A 19501-nucleotide genomic window follows, 5' to 3' on the forward strand; every position below is an offset into this window, starting at 1 on the left:
AGACGATTTAGAAAAATATATTAAGCTGTGCATGAAAAATGACAGAGAGGGACAACTGAAAATTTATCAGTTGTTCTCTCCTGTTTTATATGGTATATGCCTTAAATATATGAAGAATGAAGATGATGCAAAGGATGTTTTTCAGGAAGCCTTTGTGATTGTTTTTCAGAAAATAAGCCAATATAAATTTGAGGGAAGTTTTGAAGGATGGCTCAAACGGATCTTTATAAACAAACTCATCGAGACTTTAAACAAGAAGAAAAAAGAAAGTTTCTTTTTGGATGTTTTTGATCCGGATACAGATTTTGTTGAAGAAGAAGAACTAGAAGTACTCCCAATAGAACAAGAAAAATTACTGGAATATATACGGGATTTACCAGATCAGTACCGAACGGTTTTTAACCTGTATGTTTTTGAAAAAATGAAGCACAAAGAAATAGCCGATTTATTAAAAATCTCAGAAGGAACATCAAAATCAAATTTAAATCGGGCAAAGCACATTTTGCAAAAAAAAATATTGAGCATAAAAAATTTTAAGACGGCATGAAGAAGCACAAAATAGAAGATATTTTTTCATCAATGGAAGACTTTTCGAGTGTTCCGCCTCCTGAATTATGGAGTCAGATTGAAGAAAAACTAGACAAGCCTAAAAAGAAGAAGAGAGTTATTCTTTGGTGGTCGGCTGCTGCATGCTTATTATTAGGCTTAATGCTTCCGTCTGTTTTACATTTTTCTTCTAGTGATAAACAGACAAACCCAATTCAAAATAACACTTTAGAGAACAACAGCATTGTCCTTGATCAGAAAGAAAACAATGCCGAAAAGACAAATAAAAATACTGAACGTTCTATAGAAAACGACATCAATAATCAATCAAAAAACAACAATCAAATTTCATCATCAGAAGAAACAATAAATCAATCCGAAAATCAATTAAACAAAACACAGCAAACAGAAACAGTTGGCTCCGATTCTCAAAACAAATTGAATAAAAATTCATTTGCACCAAAATCAAATGGGAGAAAAAACAGTTTAAACAATAATACAACTGTAGCTGAAAAATCATTAACACCTGTAAAAGAAAACAAATTCAATCCGGATTCTAAAAATCAGTTTCCGGGCAGTAAAAATGGTCAGTCTAACCAGACTGTTGCAGAAAAAACATATGTTCCTGCTCAAGAAAATACATTTAATCCTGCTTCTAAAAATCAATTTTCTGGTAATAAAACCGGAAAAACAAATCAGCTTGCAGCCGAAAAAACATACGTTCCTGCTAAAGAGAATGCATTTATTCCGGCTTCTAAAAATCAATTTTCTGGTAATAAAACCGGGAAAACAAATCAGGCTTTAGCCGAAAAAACATTTAGTCCTAATCAGGCTGATCGTTTAAATTCGGCATCAAAAAGTCAGTTATCAGATATTGAAAAAAGAAACGCAGATAAGGTTCTTGCGGAGAAAACATTTAATGGAGGAAAACAGAATAAATTTAATGCAGGTCAGAAAAATCAAATCTCTAATTCAATTTTTGAAAATATTCCAAATTCAAAAAACAACAATACTATTGCGTTTACAGGTTCAAATTCTGGTTTAAATGGAAATCAAAATGCTGTAAATTCTAATAAAGAAAAACAAAACATTCAAAAAACATCAACTGATAAAAGCATTGCAAGTGTTCAAAAAGACAATTCGAAAGGAAATACTGCTTTTACAAACGTGAATGTTTTAACTAAAAAAGATTCTGCACAGCTGGCTGAACTTCAAAATTTGGAAAAAGGAATTGTAACTCCAGAAGAAGAGAAAAAGAAAAAAGAAGACAAACTGCTTTCTAAAGCTGATAAATGGGCTTTACAAGTTTTTGCCGGAGTTGCAAATTCTGAAAACTACAGCAAAAACAAAACTTTAGGAAATGTAAACGATTCTAAACAAAGTAATTCGTACGGTGTAAAAACACAGTATAAAATCAATAAAAAATGGGCCGTTGCTTCTGGATTTAAGATTAATGAACTTGGGCAGAGTGTTGCGAATGTTTCGTATTATAATGCTAAAAACAGTGCTCTTTTTACTCCGGTTGATTATTTTGCTCAAAGTGCTGGTCCATCACAATTTACCAGTGATGCCAATTATGTACTGGTTTCAAATAATGCAAAAGAAGCCATAAACAGCAGTAATATTCAAACTGGTAACCTAGATCAGAATTTACGATATCTGGAAATGCCTTTGGAGGTTTCATATTCGATTTTTAACAGAAAGAAAACTAGCATCAATTTGAATACCGGGGCTTTTGTTGGTAAATTAATTTCGAATAATGTGGCTTTAGACGGTACTTCTATTGGCGAAAATATAAACGCAAATGATTATGTTTATGGTTCTACGTTAAGCAGTACGATTCAATATCGCGTTTACAAGAAAACAAATGTTTTTGTAGAACCTGCTGTAAATTATTATGCAAATCCGCTAAACAGCCAGTCTTTCAATCAGTTTCAATGGGGATTAAATTTTGGTTTGAATGTTAACTTTTAATGAGGTTATTTTTTCGTAATTTCGAAAAATACTTCACTTAAAATGACTTTTAAAAACAATTGGAAGGACTTAAGTCTTCCTAAAAATTTACTTACTGCCAAAGAATTAGTTTATGACATCTGCGGTTTTGAATCTTCTGAACCTCAACCCGAAAAGGAAAGTCAGGAATATGATGCGTTTGATTTTAAAATCGGCGAAAGCCAGATTAAATTTAGATCTGCCAAAATTACGCCCACTAAAACGGGTCAGTTTGTAACTTTATGGAAACGCAATATAAACGGCATAATTGAACCTTTTGATTATAAAGATAACATCGATTTTGTTATTGTAAGTGTTCAAAAAGAGGATTTATTGGGACAGTTTATTTTTCCAAAAGAAATTTTACTTAAAAAAGGTGTTTTCACCTCAGAAGCTAAAGAAGGAATAAGGGCTACGAGAGTTTATCCGCCCTGGGATGAAACAACGAGTAAACAGGCTCAAAAAACACAGCAATGGCAATTGGATTATTTCTTGTTTGTTTCAGACAAAACAGACTTAAATCGTGCGAAACATTTGCTTGGCAAAAAATAATAAAAAAAAACAAAAAAGGCAGTTCGAATTGAACTGCCTTTTTTTAATTAGTATAATCTTAATTAATTCTTTAAGATTTTGTTTTTGTATACTACTTTATTGTTTTCTGATAAAGTGTAAATGTAAAGTCCTGCATTTAAATTGCGTAAAGACATTACAGTTGTATTTACTTCTTCGCTGCTTTGAATATCAATTGGATTTCCTAAAGCACGTCCGTTTAAGTCGTAAAGTCTTAATTTAAGATTTTTACTTTCGTTTGTTTTAACTGTAAAATTAATTACATCAGATGTAGGGTTTGGATATGCTTTTACGTAAAATCCGTTTTTAGTTCCAAAATCTGGTGTCGAAAGTACATCTTGTTTCAAGTTGAAACGTGCAATTACCGGTCCGTGATCTGAAGTTGTCGTTGTGTAATTTGCAATATCATTACGAGGATCATAAACTGTAATCGAGTTAGCGATATAATCTTCATTTAATTCACTTGAAATTAAGATATGATCTAAAAATCCTTGTGAACTTAAGAAACTATAAGCTCCTGCTTGACTGATACCTAATGTTAAAGCATTATAATTAGTAGTATCGTCTACAAATTTCTTGTAAGATGATGGTGTATTTGCGTTACCAACCCAAGCTTTTACGTCATCATTAAAATCTCCTAAAAGAATCAAATTTGCGTCTGGATATTCTGCATCTAATGCATCTTTCAGGTAATCAATATCATATTTACGCTGATTATATTTCGATATATCTGTTCCACTGTTTGCACGTGCGTGAAGATCAATTAAGTTAATTTCTTTTTTAACTCCGCCAACATTAGCTTCAACTTGTACCAAATAAGGAAGACGTCCTGATGAGAAAAAACTATCATCGTTTTTTTGCGGAGTATCTGTTCCTGGATAGCCCGGTAAAACTACAGTATTAAATCTAACTTGATCATATAAATCTTTAAATAATACTTTTGTACTCTTTACAGTAGTGGTTTGAGTATTGTAAATTACAACCAGTTTTTGAGGTGGGAAATATGGATCTAAAGCTTGAAATGAGTAAGACCAAGAAGTTGAGATTGTCTTATCAAATGTTTTTCCGTTAACGCTAATTTTTTGAATTAGAGTATTTAATGCTATTTCATCAGAAACTTCTTGAACTACATAAACATCTGCGTTTAATTTGTTCATTACTTTCGCCACATTTTCTATTTGTAAATCATCATTTGTTGGTCCAAATTCTTTACCAGTTGCATCTTTAGCATCAGTTCCAAAAAATTCTAAATTATAAGTTACCACATCATAAGTATCTTCTTTTAATATTGAAGATCCGGTAAATGAGCCAATTTGTTTGTTTAGAGATGTTCCTGTAAGGGTTAATACACCAGAAATTAATACTTCTTTTGTTGTTGGAGCAAATCTTGCGTAAACTGTTTTTCCTACTGCAGCATCTGCAGCAGAAACAACAATGCTTGATAAAAACGAAATATTGTCTAATGATAATTCATAAGAAGCCGGAGCTGCAATAGTGATATCATCATAGCCAGCTGCATTAAAAACAAAAGATTGACTAGCAGAAACAGAATTTGGACTTACATCTGCAAAATCTAAAATTGGGTTCGCGTCCACATATTTTGATCCGTCAACAATAGCAAAGTCATCAAATGACCATTCAGCTGCGTTTCCATTCCCGCCAGAAGTTGTTTCGTAAACCCAGGCTAAATATGTATGGTCTGTTTTATAAGCTGCTAAATTTATAAACTCAGATTTCGTATAAGTTCCTGTATTACCCGGAAATTTACCTTCTAGTGGTATCCACGTTGCTGTATTTGGATCACTTACTCCATCATAATTTGTAGAAACTACCAATTTTAAAGATGGTCCATCATAAAACTGACGAGAATAAAAAGATAATAACGGAATTTGAGCAAAACTATCTAATCGTAATCTTGGAGAAATTAACCAATCTTTACTTGCTCCAGCATCTGAATATCCGTTTATTAAAACTGCTCCAGTTCCAGAGTTAACATTACGTGTCTGGTTAGTGTAAGCCCATTTGTTTATTGGCCCAGCCTCATTATATTGAGACCACTTGCTATTTACAAAAACATTTGCATCATCAAAATTTTGCACAAAAGGGTTTACTCCAAGAGCTGTTAAACTTAATGTCTTTGTTGTCCCTCCTGTTGTTTCATGAGTAATTGAACCAGTAAAACTTCCAACCGAAGCTGGAGTAAATTTTACATAAATAGTGGGAGTTACATTAGAATCAAAATCAGCAGGAACAAAAGTTAAAGATGATGTGAATGTTACATTATCTTTAGAAATAGTAAAACTTCCTGATGCAGTAAGCACTACATTTGCAGTAAGATCAGAAGCTCCTATTTGGTAGCTTTTTGTTAAAGCATCAAAATTTGGTTCAGTACCACCTAAATTCAATACACTAACTGATGTAGATATAGCAGGAGGCATCACACTTAATGTTGTTACATCTATCTTATTAACTGATGCCTGAATATTTCCAGCGATATCTTCTGAAATAGAAAAAATAGAATATGCTGTACTTAACGGTAATCCTGTAAAACTTTTTATATATTCCAGAGCAGGATTTGTTATATCAAAAATTCCTGCTTGTAAAGCTGCTGTTCCATTTGAATCCTGACCTGCTTTTATTTGTGCAACTGTTGGTTCTGCGCTGCCTCCTGGAAGTAGAACATAATACGTTTTTCCAACCTCATCAATTTTGTTAATAAAGTCGAAACTTTCTCCTAAAACATTAGCTGTTTTTGGGTAACCAGAAACATTAGCTGGAGCAAAAGTATCTTTTCTAATATCTAAATTATCAATTGCAAAAGATGGACGTCCTCCACCCCCTGAAACTTGTCTTGAAGCCCAACGGATTTGAACTACAGGCTGATTATCACATTCTGCAGGTAAAGTGATTTTTCTTAGTTGGGAATTTTGTGGAAGATAGACATTTGTTCCTGTTTGAGTTGTAGAATTATTTCGATATGCAGTTCCTAAAAGCGAAATAAAATCTCCAGTTGTTCCAACTCTATATTGCAAAATCACTTCATTTACTCTCGTGTTTGAGGCATCAGAAGGATTTCTAATAGTCATAACATCATACTGAACCTGAACATTTGTTGTTCCAACACTTGAAAAAGCAAAACCAATATTAAGATTAACACTCCCCGTGTTTAAAAATCCTAGTTTACCAACATAATTATAAAATCCTCCTGAATTAGTATTTGCACCTTTACCAGTAAGTATAGTGTTATAATCTGTAAAAGTTGGAGAAGTTAGATATTGAGTTACTCCAGAGTCATTACCACCAAGAGTCCAACCCTGAAACCCAGCTGGAAACTGTGCATCTGCAGCCAGCCATGATTCAAAATTTTGTTCAACAGGTAAAGTCTGTGCCGCCGGCATTGTTTGTGCACTTAGCGTAAAGCAATAAAAAAAACCTAAAAATGTCATCAAATGACGAAAAGAGTAATTGTTTTTCATACGTTTTTATAATAGAGTTTTTAGAATTCAAATTTATCTAGTTTAAAGTTAAGAGAATATTGTAAAAACATAAAGTTATCGTAACGTAATTTATAAACATCTGTCAGAAAAAATCATATTTTTAGCTTTAAAATTTCATTATTCTTAAGTATAACGCGTTTTCTGGAGTTTTTCTGTTATAGTAGTTTTTTACATACAATATTTAATTTTAACAAGAAAACACTCTTTATTTGTATAAATGTTATTTTCTAAAACAAAAAAAGCTGTCTCAAAAGAGACAGCTTTTCGTAAACTATTTAGCACAAAAAGAATTAAACTGCGGTATAACCACCGTCGGCAATAATATAACTTCCTGTTGTGAAAGATGATTTTTCAGAACTTAAAAAAGTTACCAGTTCGGCAATTTCTTCTGCTGTTCCTAAACGGTTCATAGGTGCTTTTGCCGCAACCGCATTCATTGTGTCTTTATTCATATTATCTTTTAGAAGTGCCGTTTCGATATAACCCGGACCAACAGCATTACAACGAATATTTTTTAGTGCATACTCAGCTGCGATGTTTTTTGTCAGCCCTACTACTCCATGTTTCGAAGCCGTATAAGCAGGACTTAACGGCGCCGCAACCTGACCGTGAATAGAAGCTATGTTAACAATGCTTCCGCCGCCATTTTTTTCCATTTGCTCAAGCTGATAACGACAAGCATAAAATACACCGCTTAAATTAAGTGCAATTACACGATCCCAGGCTTCCGGTTCGTATTCTCCGGTTGGTTTTGCAGGTCCGCCCATTCCGGCATTGTTGCAGGCAATATCCAATCGGCCGTATTTTGAAACAGCCACCTCAACCATGTGTTTATTATCACTTGCACTCGACGAATCTCCTTTTACAAAAAAAGCTTCTCCGCCGCTGGCTTTTATAACTTTTACGGTTTCTTCACCGTGTTCAACATTAATATCCGAAACTACAACTTTTGCTCCTTCTCGAGCGTAGGCTTCTGCTACTGCGCGTCCAATTCCTGAACCGCCTCCAGATACAAAAGCTACTTTATTTTCTAAAAGTGCCATTTTTTATATTTTTAAAAATTTGTACTCTAAATTTACGAAGATATCGCGCGCTGACCATGAGAAAAACCGAGTTTAAAACAAGATTAAGACTTTATCACAATCAAATGTTATTTCACATTAAAATCACATAAATCTGCTCATTTTTTCTTATTTTAATTATCTTCATCTAATTTCATATTTCCCCGATCTTTATGATTATCCGGATGCGAGTTTGGATAACGATTTGACGTAATATCAGAATTACGATCTTTATTCTCAACCGTTTTTTCAGCTTCTTCATCAGATGAAACACCTCGGTTTGCGTTTGGGTTATCCGGGTTCACTTTGTCTTTTACTTTTTTAATATCTTCATTTTCATTTCGGGCTCTTTCCACAACTTCTTTATTTCCTTCAGCATCTGTTACTACCTCTTTTTTTAAATTGGCATCATCAGCTTTTCCGTCGTGTGAAATATTTTTCCCTTTCGTTTCATCTATATCTTTTTGTACTCCATTTATCTTTTTAGAGCCTAAATTATTAGTTTCCATATCCTTATTATTTTGAGTTTCTATATTAATATTACGAATTCTAAATTTTAAAAGGAAATGGTTTAACATTGCTTTTAGTTTATAAAGCAATTTCATAACTTTAATTAAAATCTCATAACTCTTCTCTTTATCAAACCTTTAAACCCTAAAACCAATGAACTTTTTTAAAATTAAAACCAGCTGGTCTAATGCCGAATTCATTTTGATAAAACTGTGTATGGCTTCTGCCTATATTTTTATTGGAAGCTATTTTCATGATTTTTTCGAAAGTTATTATACCATACTGCTGGTTATATTTGCAATTACAGCAATCTGGTTTGTATATGAATGGCTGAAAAAAATGAAAACGAAAAATGAATAATCGATCACCTGATTTACTTTAATACTTGCAGAACAACACTATCTTTGCAAAAAATTAAACATGCATCGACACTTCATTCTTTTTAAACCTTACGGCTATTTGAGTCAATTTATTTATGAATTGAAGAGAAAGAAAAAGCTTTTGGGCGAACTGCACGATTTTCCCGAAGGAACAATGGCAATTGGAAGATTAGATGAAGATTCTGAAGGTTTGCTTTTGCTGACAACTGATGGAAAAGTAAGCGAGCAGATAAGAAGCAAAAAAGTAGACAAAGAATATTATGTTCAGGTCGACGGTATAATTACGCCTGAAGCCATTGAACAACTGCAAAAAGGAGTAGAAATTGGTTTTGAAGGCGGTAAATACAAAACAAAACCCTGCACTGCTTTTATTGTAAGCGAAATTCCTGATTTTGGACCAAGAGCCAAAAAAATCAGAGACGAGCGTCATGGCCCTACTTCCTGGGCTTCTATTACTGTAAACGAAGGAAAGTTCCGCCAGGTTCGAAAAATGACCGCAGCAGTTGGTTTTCCTACTTTACGTCTCGTTCGTGTTCGAATAGGAAACGTATATTTGCAAAACTTAAAAGCAGGAGAAGTTTTAGAAGTAAACGATTTCCAAATAAACGATTAAACGAATTAATAAATAAACGATAATGCTAAACGTAGTTCTTGTAGAACCAGAAATACCAAACAATACCGGAAACATTGGAAGATTGTGCGTAGGTACAGAAAGCCGGCTTCATTTAATTCATCCTTTTGGATTTGTAATTAACGATAAAAACCTAAAACGTTCGGGTTTGGATTATTGGGTGCATCTTGATGTAACCGAATATCAGAATGTTGAAGAATGGATCCAGCAAATTCCTGATCACTCCAGAGTATTTTTGATGAGTTCTCATTCTGAAAAATCATATTTAGAGAATGAATTTCAGGACGGCGACTGGCTGGTTTTTGGAAAAGAAAGCGTTGGTTTGAGTGCAGCATTTATGGCTCGATTTGAAAATCATTTAACGATCCCGATGTCACCGCTGATTCGCTCTTTTAATATTGCAAATTCAGTTGCTTTTGTAGTTGGTGAAGCTAAAAGACAGATTGGACTTAAAAAGGTTTAATCGTTAATTTGTTTAACTGGTTAATTGAGAAAAATTAAGTTACAATAAACTTTCCTTTTTCAGCATCAAAAATTATATGTTCATCTTTGAACAAAGCTGCAAAATTTCCGTTTGAAATTAAATTACAAGGTTCGTCCTGCACAACATTTTCAGGAGTCATGACAATCATTTCATCGCTTAATTGAATTGCCAGATCAATATCGTGTGTAGAAAATAAAATACATTTTTGAGTTTCCTGAGTTAGTTTCTTCAGCAATTTAAATAATGAAACTTTGTGCAGTAAATCTAAATGTGTTGTTGGTTCATCCAGAATAATGAGCGGTGTATCTTGTGCCAAAGCGCGAGCGATTAAAACCTTTTGCAATTGTCCGTCGCTTATTTCGTAATGTTTTTTATGAGAAAGATGTTCTATTTGAGTCAATTCCATCGCTTCCTGAACTTTTTCGATATCAGTTTGGGTCAAAGTTCCAACCCAATTGGTATAAGGCTGTCTGCCAAGTGCAACTAATTCGAAAACCGAAAGATTACTTGGCGGCAGTTTTTCTGTTAAAACCAAACTTAAATTTTGCGCTAAATCCAAAGGTTTATAAACCGAAATAGTTGCATCATTCAAATAAACATTTCCAGATAACGGATGCTGAATTCCGGTAATCGTGCGCAGTAAAGTCGATTTCCCAATTCCATTTGCACCAATTAAAGAGATCAGTTTTCCTGACTTTAAATTTAAATTCAAATTCTCAGCAATAGTCACAGTTGCTTTCTTGGATTTATACCCAATAGTTAAGTTTGAAGTTTTTAAGATACTTGTCATTTTTTTAAGATGCTAAGGTTCTAAGATGCTGAGTTTTTTCTTTTATCAGATTTAAAAATAATCTGTAACCATCCGTTTAATCAGTAAAATCTGCGGCCAAAAATTTACTGAAAATTTCTTTTCTGTACTAGAAGCCAAATTACAACCGGCGCACCAATTATAGACGTTATGGCATTTATTGGAAGCGTTACATCAAATCCCGGCATTTGCGAAACAATATCACAAAACAACATTATAATTGATCCAAAAAACAAAGTACTCCAAAACAAAATAGTGTGATTACTCGTTTGAAAAGTCAGTTTTGCAATATGCGGCACTGCTAAACCAATAAAAGCAATTGGACCCGCAAAAGCCGTAATCGCTCCAGATAAAATACTGGTTGCAAATATGATAATCAATCTCGCCTGATTAAAATTTAAGCCCATACTTTTTGCATAGTTTTCTCCTAAAAGCAAAGCATTTAAAGGCTTAATACTTTTAGCACTTAAAAGCAGACCAATACCAACACAAAAAGTCAAGATTCCAATTGTTGACCACGAAAGATTTCCCAAGCTTCCCATTGACCAAAATGTAAACTTCTGCAATTGTTCTGCCGTACTAAAATACGTTAGAACACTTACAATTGCAGTTGTAAAACTTCCAAACATTAATCCCACAATTAAAATTGCCATTGTGTCACGCAGTCTTTGAGAAACTACTAAAACCAATAACAAAACCAATGTGCTTCCAAATGTCGATGCAATTACGATTCCGTATGACGATAAAGCAATTACACTTAAAAACGAAGGCAGAAACCCAGCCCCTAAAATGACAAAAGCAACACCTAAACTTGCCCCGGAACTCAATCCTAAAACATAAGGACCTGCAAGCGGATTTCTAAAAAGCGTCTGCATTAAAAGTCCGCTGATCGACAGCCCGGTTCCAACCAAAACTGCGGTAATCGCTTTTGGCAGGCGATAATTTATAATAATGTATTCCCAGGTCGATTTTGCTGCGTGTCCTCCGGTTAAACTTGAAAAAACATCTTTTAACGGAATCGTAACGGATCCTAAACTAATGCTCGCAAAAAACATCAGCAAAAGACCTAACGCCAAGATGACAAATAAAATGGTATTTCGTTTTTTGTCAGCCAATTTAATTCAGTTTTGATGCAAAAGTAAATTCGTAGCTTGGCAGTAAATCAGGGTGAAAAATTTTGATATAGTCTTTTAAAACTAAATCCGGACGGCTTGGTGCCAGTTCATAATAAACTGTTCCTCCTGTCGCTCCCAGTTTTCCTTCAAAACTATATACATTTTTATTTTTAAAAGCATCAAATTCTCCATAATGCGGATTTGCCTTTTGCAGTTCATCCAGACTTTTAAACGAACTTGAAGCAATCCATACACTCGCCGTTTTTGCTTTATCCAGTACCTTTTCAAAAGATAAACCTTCACTTCCTGTTCCTTTTAAATCTGCCCATAAATAATTGGCATGAGCATCTTTCATAAACTCAGCAACCCAGCTGTTTCCTTTTGCAACGTACCACACATCTTCATACATAGATCCGTATAAAACGGTAGAGTTTACTGCTTTTTCTGCCGCCAGTTTTTTTGCCTGCTCGTAACTCTGAACAATTTTATCAAACAATTCTTTTGCTTTTTCTTCTTTACCAAACAAAGCTCCATAAAGTTTGATCCACTCTGCTTTTCCAAGCGGAGACTGTTCCATCCAGTCGCCCTGAATTAAAATATTCAATCCGCTTTTCTTTAAATTATCCAGCATCGGGTTGTTATTGTCAACACCAAAAGTCACAATTAAATCTGGTGATAATTCTATTAACTGTTCGATATTTAATTTTTCATTCTGTCCAACGTTTTTCACAGAACCTTTATCAATTAAAGCTCTGGTTTTTTCAGACGAAATATAATCGGTATGCGGAAAACCAACCAGCTTGTTTTCTACTTCCAGCATTTCTAAAAAAGGAATATTAGTGGTTGAAGTTACTACAACAGATTCTAACGGAACCTGAATTGAAGTATAAGCCTGTAAACTATCCGGCACTTTTGCTTCTTTTTCTTTTAAAACATATTTGAAATCCTTATTCGCATTAGGCCAGGGATTTGAAACCGTAACTACTGAATAATCGTCATATTTAACGATCGAAAGTCCAGATGCATATTCGATACTGTTTTTTGCAGCATCTGTTTTTGCTACTTCGCTCGTTTCGTTCTTCTTACATCCGAAGAGGATAAAAAAAGAAGAAATAAAAATCAATTTAGGGAATAAATGTCTCATATTTTACGTTTTCGAAAGGAACAAAGGTAAAGCATTTTATATTTTTTTTACTTACCTTTATTCTTACAAAAACAACAAATTGTATCTTTACATTTATGAATACCACAAAAATTAAAATTTGCTCAAGCTGCGAATCAGAATTCAGCTGTGGAGATATTTCGGTTGAAAGTAAATGCTGGTGTAATGACTATCCTCCTATTTTCAACCTTTCTGAAGGAGCGGACTGTCTATGTCCTGTTTGTTTTAAAGAAGCCTGTGAAGACAAAATCGATGCTTATATCGAGACTATTACTCCTAAAAATGCCCTTAAAAATAAAGCCATATCTTTACCCCAAACAACTAAACTAATTGAGGGAATTGACTATTACATTGAAAACGGCAACATGGTTTTTAAAACCTGGTATCACCTAAAACGTGGTACTTGCTGTGGAAACAATTGCAGACATTGCCCTTATTGATTGTTAATTATAAATTGTTAGTGGTTAATTATGAAAAACAATGTTGTTAAAAATAAAAGTTTTGATTTTGCAGTCAGAATTATCCGATTATATCAATATCTAAATAATGATAAAAAAGAATTTATACTTTCTAAACAACTTTTAAGATCAGGAACAAGCGTTGGGGCAATCATTAGAGAAGCTGAGCATGCAGAAAGTAAAAGCGACTTTATTCATAAATTTTCAATTGCTCAAAAGGAAGCCAATGAAACTGTTTATTGGTTAGAATTATTAAAAGCAACCGATTACTTGAATGAAAAAGAATTTGAAAACATCAACAATGATGCAATTTCAATTTTAAAACTAATAACGAGTATTCTTAAAACTTCTAAAAATTCATCAATAAAAAAAACTTCTTCAATAAATTAATAATTAACAATCAATAATTAACAATTATAAATGATTTACCTAATTACCGGCGGCGAACGATCAGGAAAGAGCACTTATGCACAAAATCTGGCATTACAGCTTTCTGATTCTCCTATGTATGTGGCAACGGCCAGAAAATGGGATTCAGATTTTCAAAACCGAATCGATCGTCATCAACAGGAAAGAGACCAACGCTGGACAAATATTGAAAAGGAAAAATATGTCAGCGAAATTGATTTTTCAGGTAAAGTCGCCTTAATTGATTGTGTAACGCTTTGGCTTACCAATTTCTTCGTAGACAATAAAAATAATGTTGAATCAAGTTTAGAAGAAGCAAAAAAAGAGTTTCTATTGATAGCAAATCAAGAAAATGCAACGTTGATTATTGTGACCAACGAAATTGGAATGGGAGTTCACGCTGCTACCGAAATTGGCAGAAAATTTACAGAACTGCAAGGCTGGATGAATCAGTTTCTGGCTTCAAAAGCAGATGAAGTAGTTTTAATGGTTTCCGGAATTCCAGTTAAGATAAAAGGTTAACCATCGCAAAAATCAATTTCAATTTCAAGAATCAATAAAACAAATTCTAAACTTTTAAATTCCAAATTCCAATATCGTGGAGTATCTTTACATAAAGAGTAAATTGATATTGAAGTTTGAAATTGAATTTTGTCATTGATATTGATTTTTGAAATTGAAAAATTATGAGCCATTTAGACGATATATTAAAATCACGCCGCGACACCCGACATTTTACTACCGATGAGGTTCCTGATGAAGTCATTCAAAAAGCTTTACAGGCTGGACATTGGGCGCCATCTGTTGGATTGACCGATGCGACACGTTATTATATCATTAAATCGGATGCTGTTAAAAGTGTGATTAAAAACCTGTTTTTAGATTATAATAAAAAAGCGGAAGAACTTACTGATAATCCGGAACAGAAAGAACTTTACAAATCGCTAAAGCTAGAAGCTATAGAAGAAGCACCAATTGGACTTATTATTGCTTACGATCGATCGGTTTTAAATCAGTTTACGATTGGAACCATTGGCAGTAATGAGGCTGTGAAGTTCAGTTCGGTTTGTGCAGCGCAGAATATTTGGCTTTCACTAACAGAACAAGGTTACGGAATGGGCTGGGTTTCGATTTTAAATTATTTCCAATTCAAAAAAATTCTTGATTTACCCGAAAATATAGAACCGCTTGGTTATTTCTGCATTGGAAAACCTGCTACAAATTATGGCAATCAGCCCATGTTACAGCAATTACACTGGAAACAAAAATCTGAAACTGCAGATTGCAAGGAAATCAATAAAATTCATCAAATCAATATTTCTGATTTCGATTTAAAAAAAGAAAACAAAGCAGATTCTAAAACTGATTTCGCTGGACTTTTACAAGAAAAAATAGATTCAAAAACCAAACCTCTTGGTTCATTGGGGAAATTAGAAACGTTGGCTTTTCAAATGGCATCTGTTTTTGAAACTTTAAATCCGAAAATTATAAACCCTAATGTTGTTGTTTTTGCAGCTGATCACGGAATTGCCAATCACGGCGTAAGTGATTATCCACAAGATGTAACGCGCCAAATGGTGAATAATTTTCTGAATGGCGGTGCTGCAATAAATGTTTTCTGCAAGCAGAATAGTATCGAATTATCGATTGTAGATTCGGGCGTAAATTACGATTTCCCAACAAATGCTAAATTAATTAATGCCAAAATAGCAAAAGGCACACAATCTTTTCTTCACGCTTCGGCAATGAGCGAAACTGAACTTCAATTGTGTTTTGAAAAAGGAAAATCAATTGTAGAAAATATTGCCAAAACAGGTTCTAACTGTATTGGTTTTGGCGAAATGGGAATTGGAAATACTTCTACAGCTTCTATTTTAATGAGTCTTTTAACGGGGTTGCCTATAGAAGAATGCGTTGGAAAAGGAACGGGAATTAACGACCAAAAACTGTTCGACAAACAAAATATTCTAAAAAAAGCATTGGAAAATTATTCCGGTCAAGCCGAATTAAAACAGCATCTTGCTTATTTTGGAGGTTTTGAAATTATGCAGATGGCAGGCGGGATGCTGACAGCTTTTGAAAACAAAATGCTGATTCTTGTTGATGGTTTTATTTGCAGTGTGGCTTTTTTAATTGCTTTTAAAATAAATCCGAACATAAAACAAAATGCCATTTTTTGTCATTGTTCTGCCGAAAAAGCACATTTAAAACTGCTGGAATATCTTGAAACAAAACCCATTTTAAATTTAGATCTGCGTCTGGGAGAAGGAACCGGCTGTGCAGTTGCTTTTCCTATTTTAAAATCGGCAGAAGCTTTTTTGAATGAAATGGCTAGTTTTGAAAGCGCGGGCGTTAGCAGGAAATAGTTTTCAGTCGCGGTTTTCAGTCACAGTTTATAACTTCAATTATCCATAAATGAAAAAAGAACTACATATTTTTTTTACTTGTTTAATGTTCTACACCAGAATTCCATGTCCAAAAAACATCGATCATAATCCTGATTATTTAAATAAAGCCACACGATATTTCCCTTTTATTGGCTGGATTGTCGGATCAATTTCATTTCTGGCTTTTTATCTTTTTTCATTATTTCTTTCAACAGAAACAGCAGTGATTTTTTCAATTATTATTTCGGTTTTAACTACCGGTGCTTTTCACGAAGATGGATTTGCTGATGTCTGCGACGGATTTGGCGGAGGATGGACTAAAGAAAAAATCCTCACAATTATGAAAGACAGCGCCATTGGTGCTTATGGAGCAATTGGTTTGGTTTTGCTTTTTCTGGTAAAATTTAAACTGCTTTCAGAATCTATTTCACTTTTTACTCACAGCATTTTTCTGTTTTTTCTTTTATTTATTTCTGCACATTCTTTAAGTCGTTTAGCAGCAATCAGTATTATTTTTACACATGAATATTCTCGCGATGATGCTTCGAGTAAAAGTAAACCAATAGCAAAAAACCACAGCTGGAGAGAAGTTTTGGGTTCATTTTTCTTCGGATTAATTCCGTTATTGGCACTCTCCTATTTCAATTATAAAACTCTTTTGGCTTTAATTCCAATTTTTATTACCCGATATTTTCTGGCTCGTTATTTTCAAAAATGGATTGACGGCTACACGGGTGATTGTCTTGGCGCCACGCAGCAGGTTTGTGAAGTTGTATATTATTTAAGTATTCTTTTTATATGGAAATTTATCTAGTTCGCCATACCGAAACGATCTGCGAAAAAGGAATTTGCTACGGACAATCGGATGTTGATATTGCTGCGCCTTTTGACGAAATCTTTGACAGAATTATATCTGAATTGCCGTTTCAAGCGGTAATTTTTTCAAGCCCGTTAAAACGTTGTTCTATTCTGGCAAAACATATTCACAAAAATACAAACGCCATTTCTTATCAGGAAGATGACCGCTTAAAAGAAATGAATTTTGGCGACTGGGAATTAAAACCCTGGGATGAGATTCCGCCAGAAGAGTTAAATCCGTGGATGGACGATTTTGTAAATATTCCCGTTTCTAATGGAGAATCATTTACAGAATTACATTCAAGAGTCGGCGGCTTTTTAGCTGAGCAGATTTCAGACCTTAAACATCCTGTAATCATTGTAGCTCATGCGGGTATTATACGAAGCATTTTATGCCATCAAACTTCACTGCCTTTAAAAGAGGCTTTTCAAAACAAAGTCGATTTTGGGGAAGTCATAAGAATTGAACTATAATCTGGCTATTTGTTTGATTATTTGATTACAAAAACAATACATATTTGAATTATCAGTATTTTTAACTTTATATTTGCACAAAATTAAGGTTGTGTTTTGATTAACACATTAAAAAGGGAATCAAGTAAAATCTTGAGCTGTACCCGCAACTGTAAGCTTAGTTCTAAAAAAGAATGCTTGTTGTAAACTGCAAAACCACTGCTCGCCCCCGCGAATGGGAAGGTAAACAACAAGACGCAAGCCAGGAGACCTGCCTTTGTAACGAATATCGAGCTCTCGGGAAAAAGAGTGTAGAAATTATGACTTTAAGAATACGTTTTGCTTTTTTTCTTTTGATGTTGTGCCAATTCACTTGGGCGCAGAGCGATTCTATTAAACTAAAAGAAGTTGTAGTTTCAGATTCTAATCTTAAGAAATATTCTACTTCGCAGTCTGTTCAGGTTTTAAACGATTCAATTCTCGACACAAACCAGCCTTCTTTAACCTCTCTTTTAAATTTTAATACTGTTATTTATTTCAAAGAAAATGGGCTCGGAATGACTTCTGCCCCATCTTTTAGAGGAACAACAGGCGCACAGACCGCTGTTATCTGGAATGGTATAAATATAAATTCACAATTTTTAGGTCAGGCCGATTTTAATACTATTGGAACGAGAGATTTTAATTCTATAACAGTAAAAGCCGGAGGTGGAAGTGTTTTGTACGGAAGCAGCGCTATTGGCGGAAGCATTCACCTGAACAATGATTTACTTTTTAAAAACGAATTTTCTAATCATGTTTTTTTCAGCGCTGGAAGTTACAATACATACAGTGCAAATTACCGCACTATAGTTTCATCAGATAAATACAGCTTACAGGTCAGTATTTCAAGAAACAGTTCTGATAATGATTTTAAATATCCTGGCAATTCAGACGAAAGAAACATTAATGGCCAATATTATAACACAAGTATGAATACTACTTTTGGTTATAAAATCAATGCTAATAATACTTTAAAAGCTTACAGCCAGTTTTACGATTCAGAACGTCACTTTTCTTTAACATCGCCAAATGCTTCAAAAACAAAATACAACGATTTTAATACTCGTAATTTATTAGAATGGGAAAGTCAGCTGGGACGTTTTACATCTAAATTGCGAGCAGCACATATTGGCGAATCTTATAAATATTTTCCAAGTATTACCTCCAATAATTTTACTTACGGAAAAGTTGAAACTTCAATCATAAAATACGATTTAGCTTTTGATGTAAATGATAAAATCAAATTAAACTCAATTGTAGACTACAGCCGAAACAAAGGATACGGTTCGAGTATTGATAATGTAAAAAGAGAAGTTGGTACTGCCAGTCTGCTTTTGCATCATTTGTTAACTGAAAAATGGGATTATAACGCCAGTATTCGTCAGGAAATTACAGACAACTACGGTAATCCTTTTCTTTTTTCATTTGGAACAAAATATGATTTCACCAGTTTTTATCATTTGAAATTCAATGCTTCAAAGAATTTTAGAATGCCTACCTATAATGATTTGTTTTGGGAAGGAAGCGGCAACCCTAATTTAAAACCCGAAACTTCTTATCAGGCAGAAATTGGCAATGAATTCTTTAGAAAAAACTTTACTTTATCAATTACTGCCTATTATAATTCTATTAAAGATTTACTGCGCTGGGTTCCGGGTGAAGGTGGCGGTGATGTATGGGCGCCTGAAAACACAGATAAAGTGAGAGCCTACGGAGCAGAAGTTCTTGTAGAATGGAAACCAAAATTTGGGCAAAATAATTTCACAATCAACGGCACGTACGCTTATACAGTTTCAGAAAGTCAGCAGCTAATTAAAAACGAATTAATCTACAAACAGTTAATTTATGTTCCTTATCATAAATTAACAGGCTCTGTCGCTTACAACTGGAAAAAACTGTCTTCTTACTTTCAATACCTCTATAATGGAGAAGTTTACACTACACCTTTTAATAATCGTGCATCAAAAATTAAAGATTATAATGTTGGAAATATTGGTGTCGATTATGATTTTGGAGCAAAAAACAGTTACAAAATTGGATTTCAGGTTTTAAACCTGTGGAACGAAAATTATCAACCCGTAACAAGCAGACAAATGCCGGGTAGAAATTATACTATATACATAAACCTTAATTTTTAAA

At 33.8% G+C, this 19501-nt stretch carries 19 protein-coding genes and 1 riboswitch; of the genes, 13 read left to right on the forward strand and 6 right to left on the reverse strand.

What is annotated here, in order from left to right; translation table 11 throughout:
* Nucleotides 1-31 precede the first annotated feature (31 nt).
* Genes ACTJIW_RS00255 through ACTJIW_RS00265 form a run of 3 tightly spaced genes read left to right on the forward strand, consistent with a single transcriptional unit; the run spans nt 32 to nt 3090 of the window.
* Complete coding sequence (locus ACTJIW_RS00255; RefSeq protein ID WP_011921589.1) at nt 32-547, forward strand: RNA polymerase sigma factor; 516 nt, start codon at nt 32-34, stop codon at nt 545-547.
* Nucleotides 544-2520: a hypothetical protein gene (locus ACTJIW_RS00260; protein WP_440715417.1), complete on the forward strand. Its 1977-nt coding sequence runs from the start codon at nt 544-546 to the stop codon at nt 2518-2520. Before ACTJIW_RS00255 ends, ACTJIW_RS00260 begins: the two co-directional genes overlap by 4 nt.
* Before the next feature lie 42 nt (nt 2521-2562).
* Nucleotides 2563-3090, forward strand: a complete 528-nt coding sequence (locus ACTJIW_RS00265; protein WP_440715416.1) for a MepB family protein — start codon at nt 2563-2565, stop codon at nt 3088-3090.
* Between the two features lie 62 nt (nt 3091-3152).
* Here ACTJIW_RS00265 and ACTJIW_RS00270 read toward each other — a convergent pair whose 3' ends face one another.
* The 3 genes from ACTJIW_RS00270 to ACTJIW_RS00280 form a co-directional block, all read right to left on the reverse strand.
* Entirely contained in the window at nt 3153-6584 is a 3432-nt protein-coding gene (locus tag ACTJIW_RS00270; protein WP_433813418.1) for a T9SS type A sorting domain-containing protein, read from the reverse strand.
* 311 nt (nt 6585-6895) lie between these two features.
* On the reverse strand, nt 6896-7648 hold the full coding sequence (locus ACTJIW_RS00275) for an SDR family NAD(P)-dependent oxidoreductase (RefSeq protein ID WP_073408865.1): 753 nt from the start codon (nt 7646-7648) through the stop codon (nt 6896-6898).
* A 152-nt stretch (nt 7649-7800) separates the two neighbouring features.
* Nucleotides 7801-8175: a hypothetical protein gene (locus ACTJIW_RS00280; RefSeq protein ID WP_440715415.1), complete on the reverse strand. Its 375-nt coding sequence runs from the start codon at nt 8173-8175 to the stop codon at nt 7801-7803.
* 154 nt (nt 8176-8329) lie between these two features.
* Here ACTJIW_RS00280 and ACTJIW_RS00285 point away from each other — a divergent pair, with 154 nt between their 5' ends.
* From ACTJIW_RS00285 to ACTJIW_RS00295, 3 genes are read left to right on the forward strand one after another with little or no spacing between them, the layout of a single operon-like run.
* The gene (locus tag ACTJIW_RS00285) at nt 8330-8536 is read left to right on the forward strand and encodes a hypothetical protein (protein ID WP_440715414.1); all 207 of its coding nucleotides are present in this window, start codon (nt 8330-8332) and stop codon (nt 8534-8536) included.
* A 60-nt stretch (nt 8537-8596) separates the two neighbouring features.
* Nucleotides 8597-9169: a pseudouridine synthase gene (locus ACTJIW_RS00290; protein ID WP_433813426.1), complete on the forward strand. Its 573-nt coding sequence runs from the start codon at nt 8597-8599 to the stop codon at nt 9167-9169.
* Nucleotides 9170-9191: 22 nt separating this feature from the next.
* A complete protein-coding gene (locus ACTJIW_RS00295; protein WP_121360274.1) occupies nt 9192-9650 on the forward strand; it encodes a tRNA (cytidine(34)-2'-O)-methyltransferase in 459 nt (152 codons plus the stop codon).
* A gap of 34 nt (nt 9651-9684) precedes the next feature.
* Here the strand turns inward: ACTJIW_RS00295 and ACTJIW_RS00300 are convergent, their stop codons facing one another.
* The 3 genes from ACTJIW_RS00300 to ACTJIW_RS00310 form a co-directional block, all read right to left on the reverse strand.
* The gene (locus ACTJIW_RS00300) at nt 9685-10461 is read right to left on the reverse strand and encodes an ABC transporter ATP-binding protein (RefSeq protein ID WP_440715413.1); all 777 of its coding nucleotides are present in this window, start codon (nt 10459-10461) and stop codon (nt 9685-9687) included.
* Between the two features lie 104 nt (nt 10462-10565).
* A complete protein-coding gene (locus ACTJIW_RS00305) occupies nt 10566-11594 on the reverse strand; it encodes a FecCD family ABC transporter permease (RefSeq protein WP_440715412.1) in 1029 nt (342 codons plus the stop codon).
* A gap of 1 nt (nt 11595) precedes the next feature.
* On the reverse strand, nt 11596-12738 hold the full coding sequence (locus ACTJIW_RS00310) for an ABC transporter substrate-binding protein (RefSeq protein ID WP_440715411.1): 1143 nt from the start codon (nt 12736-12738) through the stop codon (nt 11596-11598).
* Between the two features lie 95 nt (nt 12739-12833).
* On the opposite strand from ACTJIW_RS00310, the gene ACTJIW_RS00315 reads away from it, so the two are divergent.
* The 7 genes from ACTJIW_RS00315 to ACTJIW_RS00345 all read left to right on the forward strand — a co-directional run bounded on the left by ACTJIW_RS00315 (nt 12834) and on the right by ACTJIW_RS00345 (nt 19500).
* Nucleotides 12834-13196, forward strand: a complete 363-nt coding sequence (locus ACTJIW_RS00315) for a DUF5522 domain-containing protein (RefSeq protein WP_011921602.1) — start codon at nt 12834-12836, stop codon at nt 13194-13196.
* 30 nt (nt 13197-13226) lie between these two features.
* Nucleotides 13227-13604: a four helix bundle protein gene (locus ACTJIW_RS00320; protein WP_440715410.1), complete on the forward strand. Its 378-nt coding sequence runs from the start codon at nt 13227-13229 to the stop codon at nt 13602-13604.
* A gap of 30 nt (nt 13605-13634) precedes the next feature.
* Entirely contained in the window at nt 13635-14144 is a 510-nt protein-coding gene (gene cobU, locus ACTJIW_RS00325) for a bifunctional adenosylcobinamide kinase/adenosylcobinamide-phosphate guanylyltransferase (protein WP_440715409.1), read from the forward strand.
* Nucleotides 14145-14308: 164 nt separating this feature from the next.
* Nucleotides 14309-15988 (forward strand): nicotinate-nucleotide--dimethylbenzimidazole phosphoribosyltransferase, encoded by a 1680-nt coding sequence (gene cobT / locus ACTJIW_RS00330; protein ID WP_440715408.1) that lies wholly within the window; start codon nt 14309-14311, stop codon nt 15986-15988.
* Between the two features lie 49 nt (nt 15989-16037).
* Complete coding sequence (locus ACTJIW_RS00335) at nt 16038-16823, forward strand: adenosylcobinamide-GDP ribazoletransferase (RefSeq protein ID WP_440715407.1); 786 nt, start codon at nt 16038-16040, stop codon at nt 16821-16823.
* Nucleotides 16808-17341, forward strand: a complete 534-nt coding sequence (gene cobC / locus ACTJIW_RS00340) for an alpha-ribazole phosphatase (protein ID WP_440715406.1) — start codon at nt 16808-16810, stop codon at nt 17339-17341. The genes ACTJIW_RS00335 and cobC overlap by 16 nt, the downstream gene beginning before the upstream one ends.
* 69 nt (nt 17342-17410) lie before the next feature.
* A riboswitch (cobalamin riboswitch) is annotated at nt 17411-17613 on the forward strand.
* Nucleotides 17614-17640: 27 nt separating this feature from the next.
* Nucleotides 17641-19500 (forward strand): TonB-dependent receptor plug domain-containing protein, encoded by a 1860-nt coding sequence (locus ACTJIW_RS00345; protein ID WP_440715405.1) that lies wholly within the window; start codon nt 17641-17643, stop codon nt 19498-19500.
* Nucleotide 19501: the final 1 nt, after the last annotated feature.

The sequence above is a fragment of the Flavobacterium sp. 22659 genome, from assembly GCF_052044235.1.
Lineage (GTDB): Bacteria > Bacteroidota > Bacteroidia > Flavobacteriales > Flavobacteriaceae > Flavobacterium > Flavobacterium johnsoniae.

Bases quoted from the DNA above. Each gene is read 5' to 3' on its own strand.
- ACTJIW_RS00255 (WP_011921589.1), top strand. From the start codon at position 32: ATGAAAAATGACAGAGAGGGACAACTGAAAATTTATCAGTTGTTCTCT.
- ACTJIW_RS00260 (WP_440715417.1), top strand. From the start codon at position 544: ATGAAGAAGCACAAAATAGAAGATATTTTTTCATCAATGGAAGACTTT.
- ACTJIW_RS00265 (WP_440715416.1), top strand. From the start codon at position 2,563: ATGACTTTTAAAAACAATTGGAAGGACTTAAGTCTTCCTAAAAATTTA.
- ACTJIW_RS00270 (WP_433813418.1), bottom strand. From the start codon at position 6,584: ATGAAAAACAATTACTCTTTTCGTCATTTGATGACATTTTTAGGTTTT.
- ACTJIW_RS00275 (WP_073408865.1), bottom strand. From the start codon at position 7,648: ATGGCACTTTTAGAAAATAAAGTAGCTTTTGTATCTGGAGGCGGTTCA.
- ACTJIW_RS00280 (WP_440715415.1), bottom strand. From the start codon at position 8,175: ATGGAAACTAATAATTTAGGCTCTAAAAAGATAAATGGAGTACAAAAA.
- ACTJIW_RS00285 (WP_440715414.1), top strand. From the start codon at position 8,330: ATGAACTTTTTTAAAATTAAAACCAGCTGGTCTAATGCCGAATTCATT.
- ACTJIW_RS00290 (WP_433813426.1), top strand. From the start codon at position 8,597: ATGCATCGACACTTCATTCTTTTTAAACCTTACGGCTATTTGAGTCAA.
- ACTJIW_RS00295 (WP_121360274.1), top strand. From the start codon at position 9,192: ATGCTAAACGTAGTTCTTGTAGAACCAGAAATACCAAACAATACCGGA.
- ACTJIW_RS00300 (WP_440715413.1), bottom strand. From the start codon at position 10,461: ATGACAAGTATCTTAAAAACTTCAAACTTAACTATTGGGTATAAATCC.
- ACTJIW_RS00310 (WP_440715411.1), bottom strand. From the start codon at position 12,738: ATGAGACATTTATTCCCTAAATTGATTTTTATTTCTTCTTTTTTTATC.
- ACTJIW_RS00315 (WP_011921602.1), top strand. From the start codon at position 12,834: ATGAATACCACAAAAATTAAAATTTGCTCAAGCTGCGAATCAGAATTC.
- ACTJIW_RS00320 (WP_440715410.1), top strand. From the start codon at position 13,227: ATGAAAAACAATGTTGTTAAAAATAAAAGTTTTGATTTTGCAGTCAGA.
- cobU (WP_440715409.1), top strand. From the start codon at position 13,635: ATGATTTACCTAATTACCGGCGGCGAACGATCAGGAAAGAGCACTTAT.
- cobT (WP_440715408.1), top strand. From the start codon at position 14,309: ATGAGCCATTTAGACGATATATTAAAATCACGCCGCGACACCCGACAT.
- ACTJIW_RS00335 (WP_440715407.1), top strand. From the start codon at position 16,038: ATGAAAAAAGAACTACATATTTTTTTTACTTGTTTAATGTTCTACACC.
- cobC (WP_440715406.1), top strand. From the start codon at position 16,808: ATGGAAATTTATCTAGTTCGCCATACCGAAACGATCTGCGAAAAAGGA.
- ACTJIW_RS00345 (WP_440715405.1), top strand. From the start codon at position 17,641: ATGACTTTAAGAATACGTTTTGCTTTTTTTCTTTTGATGTTGTGCCAA.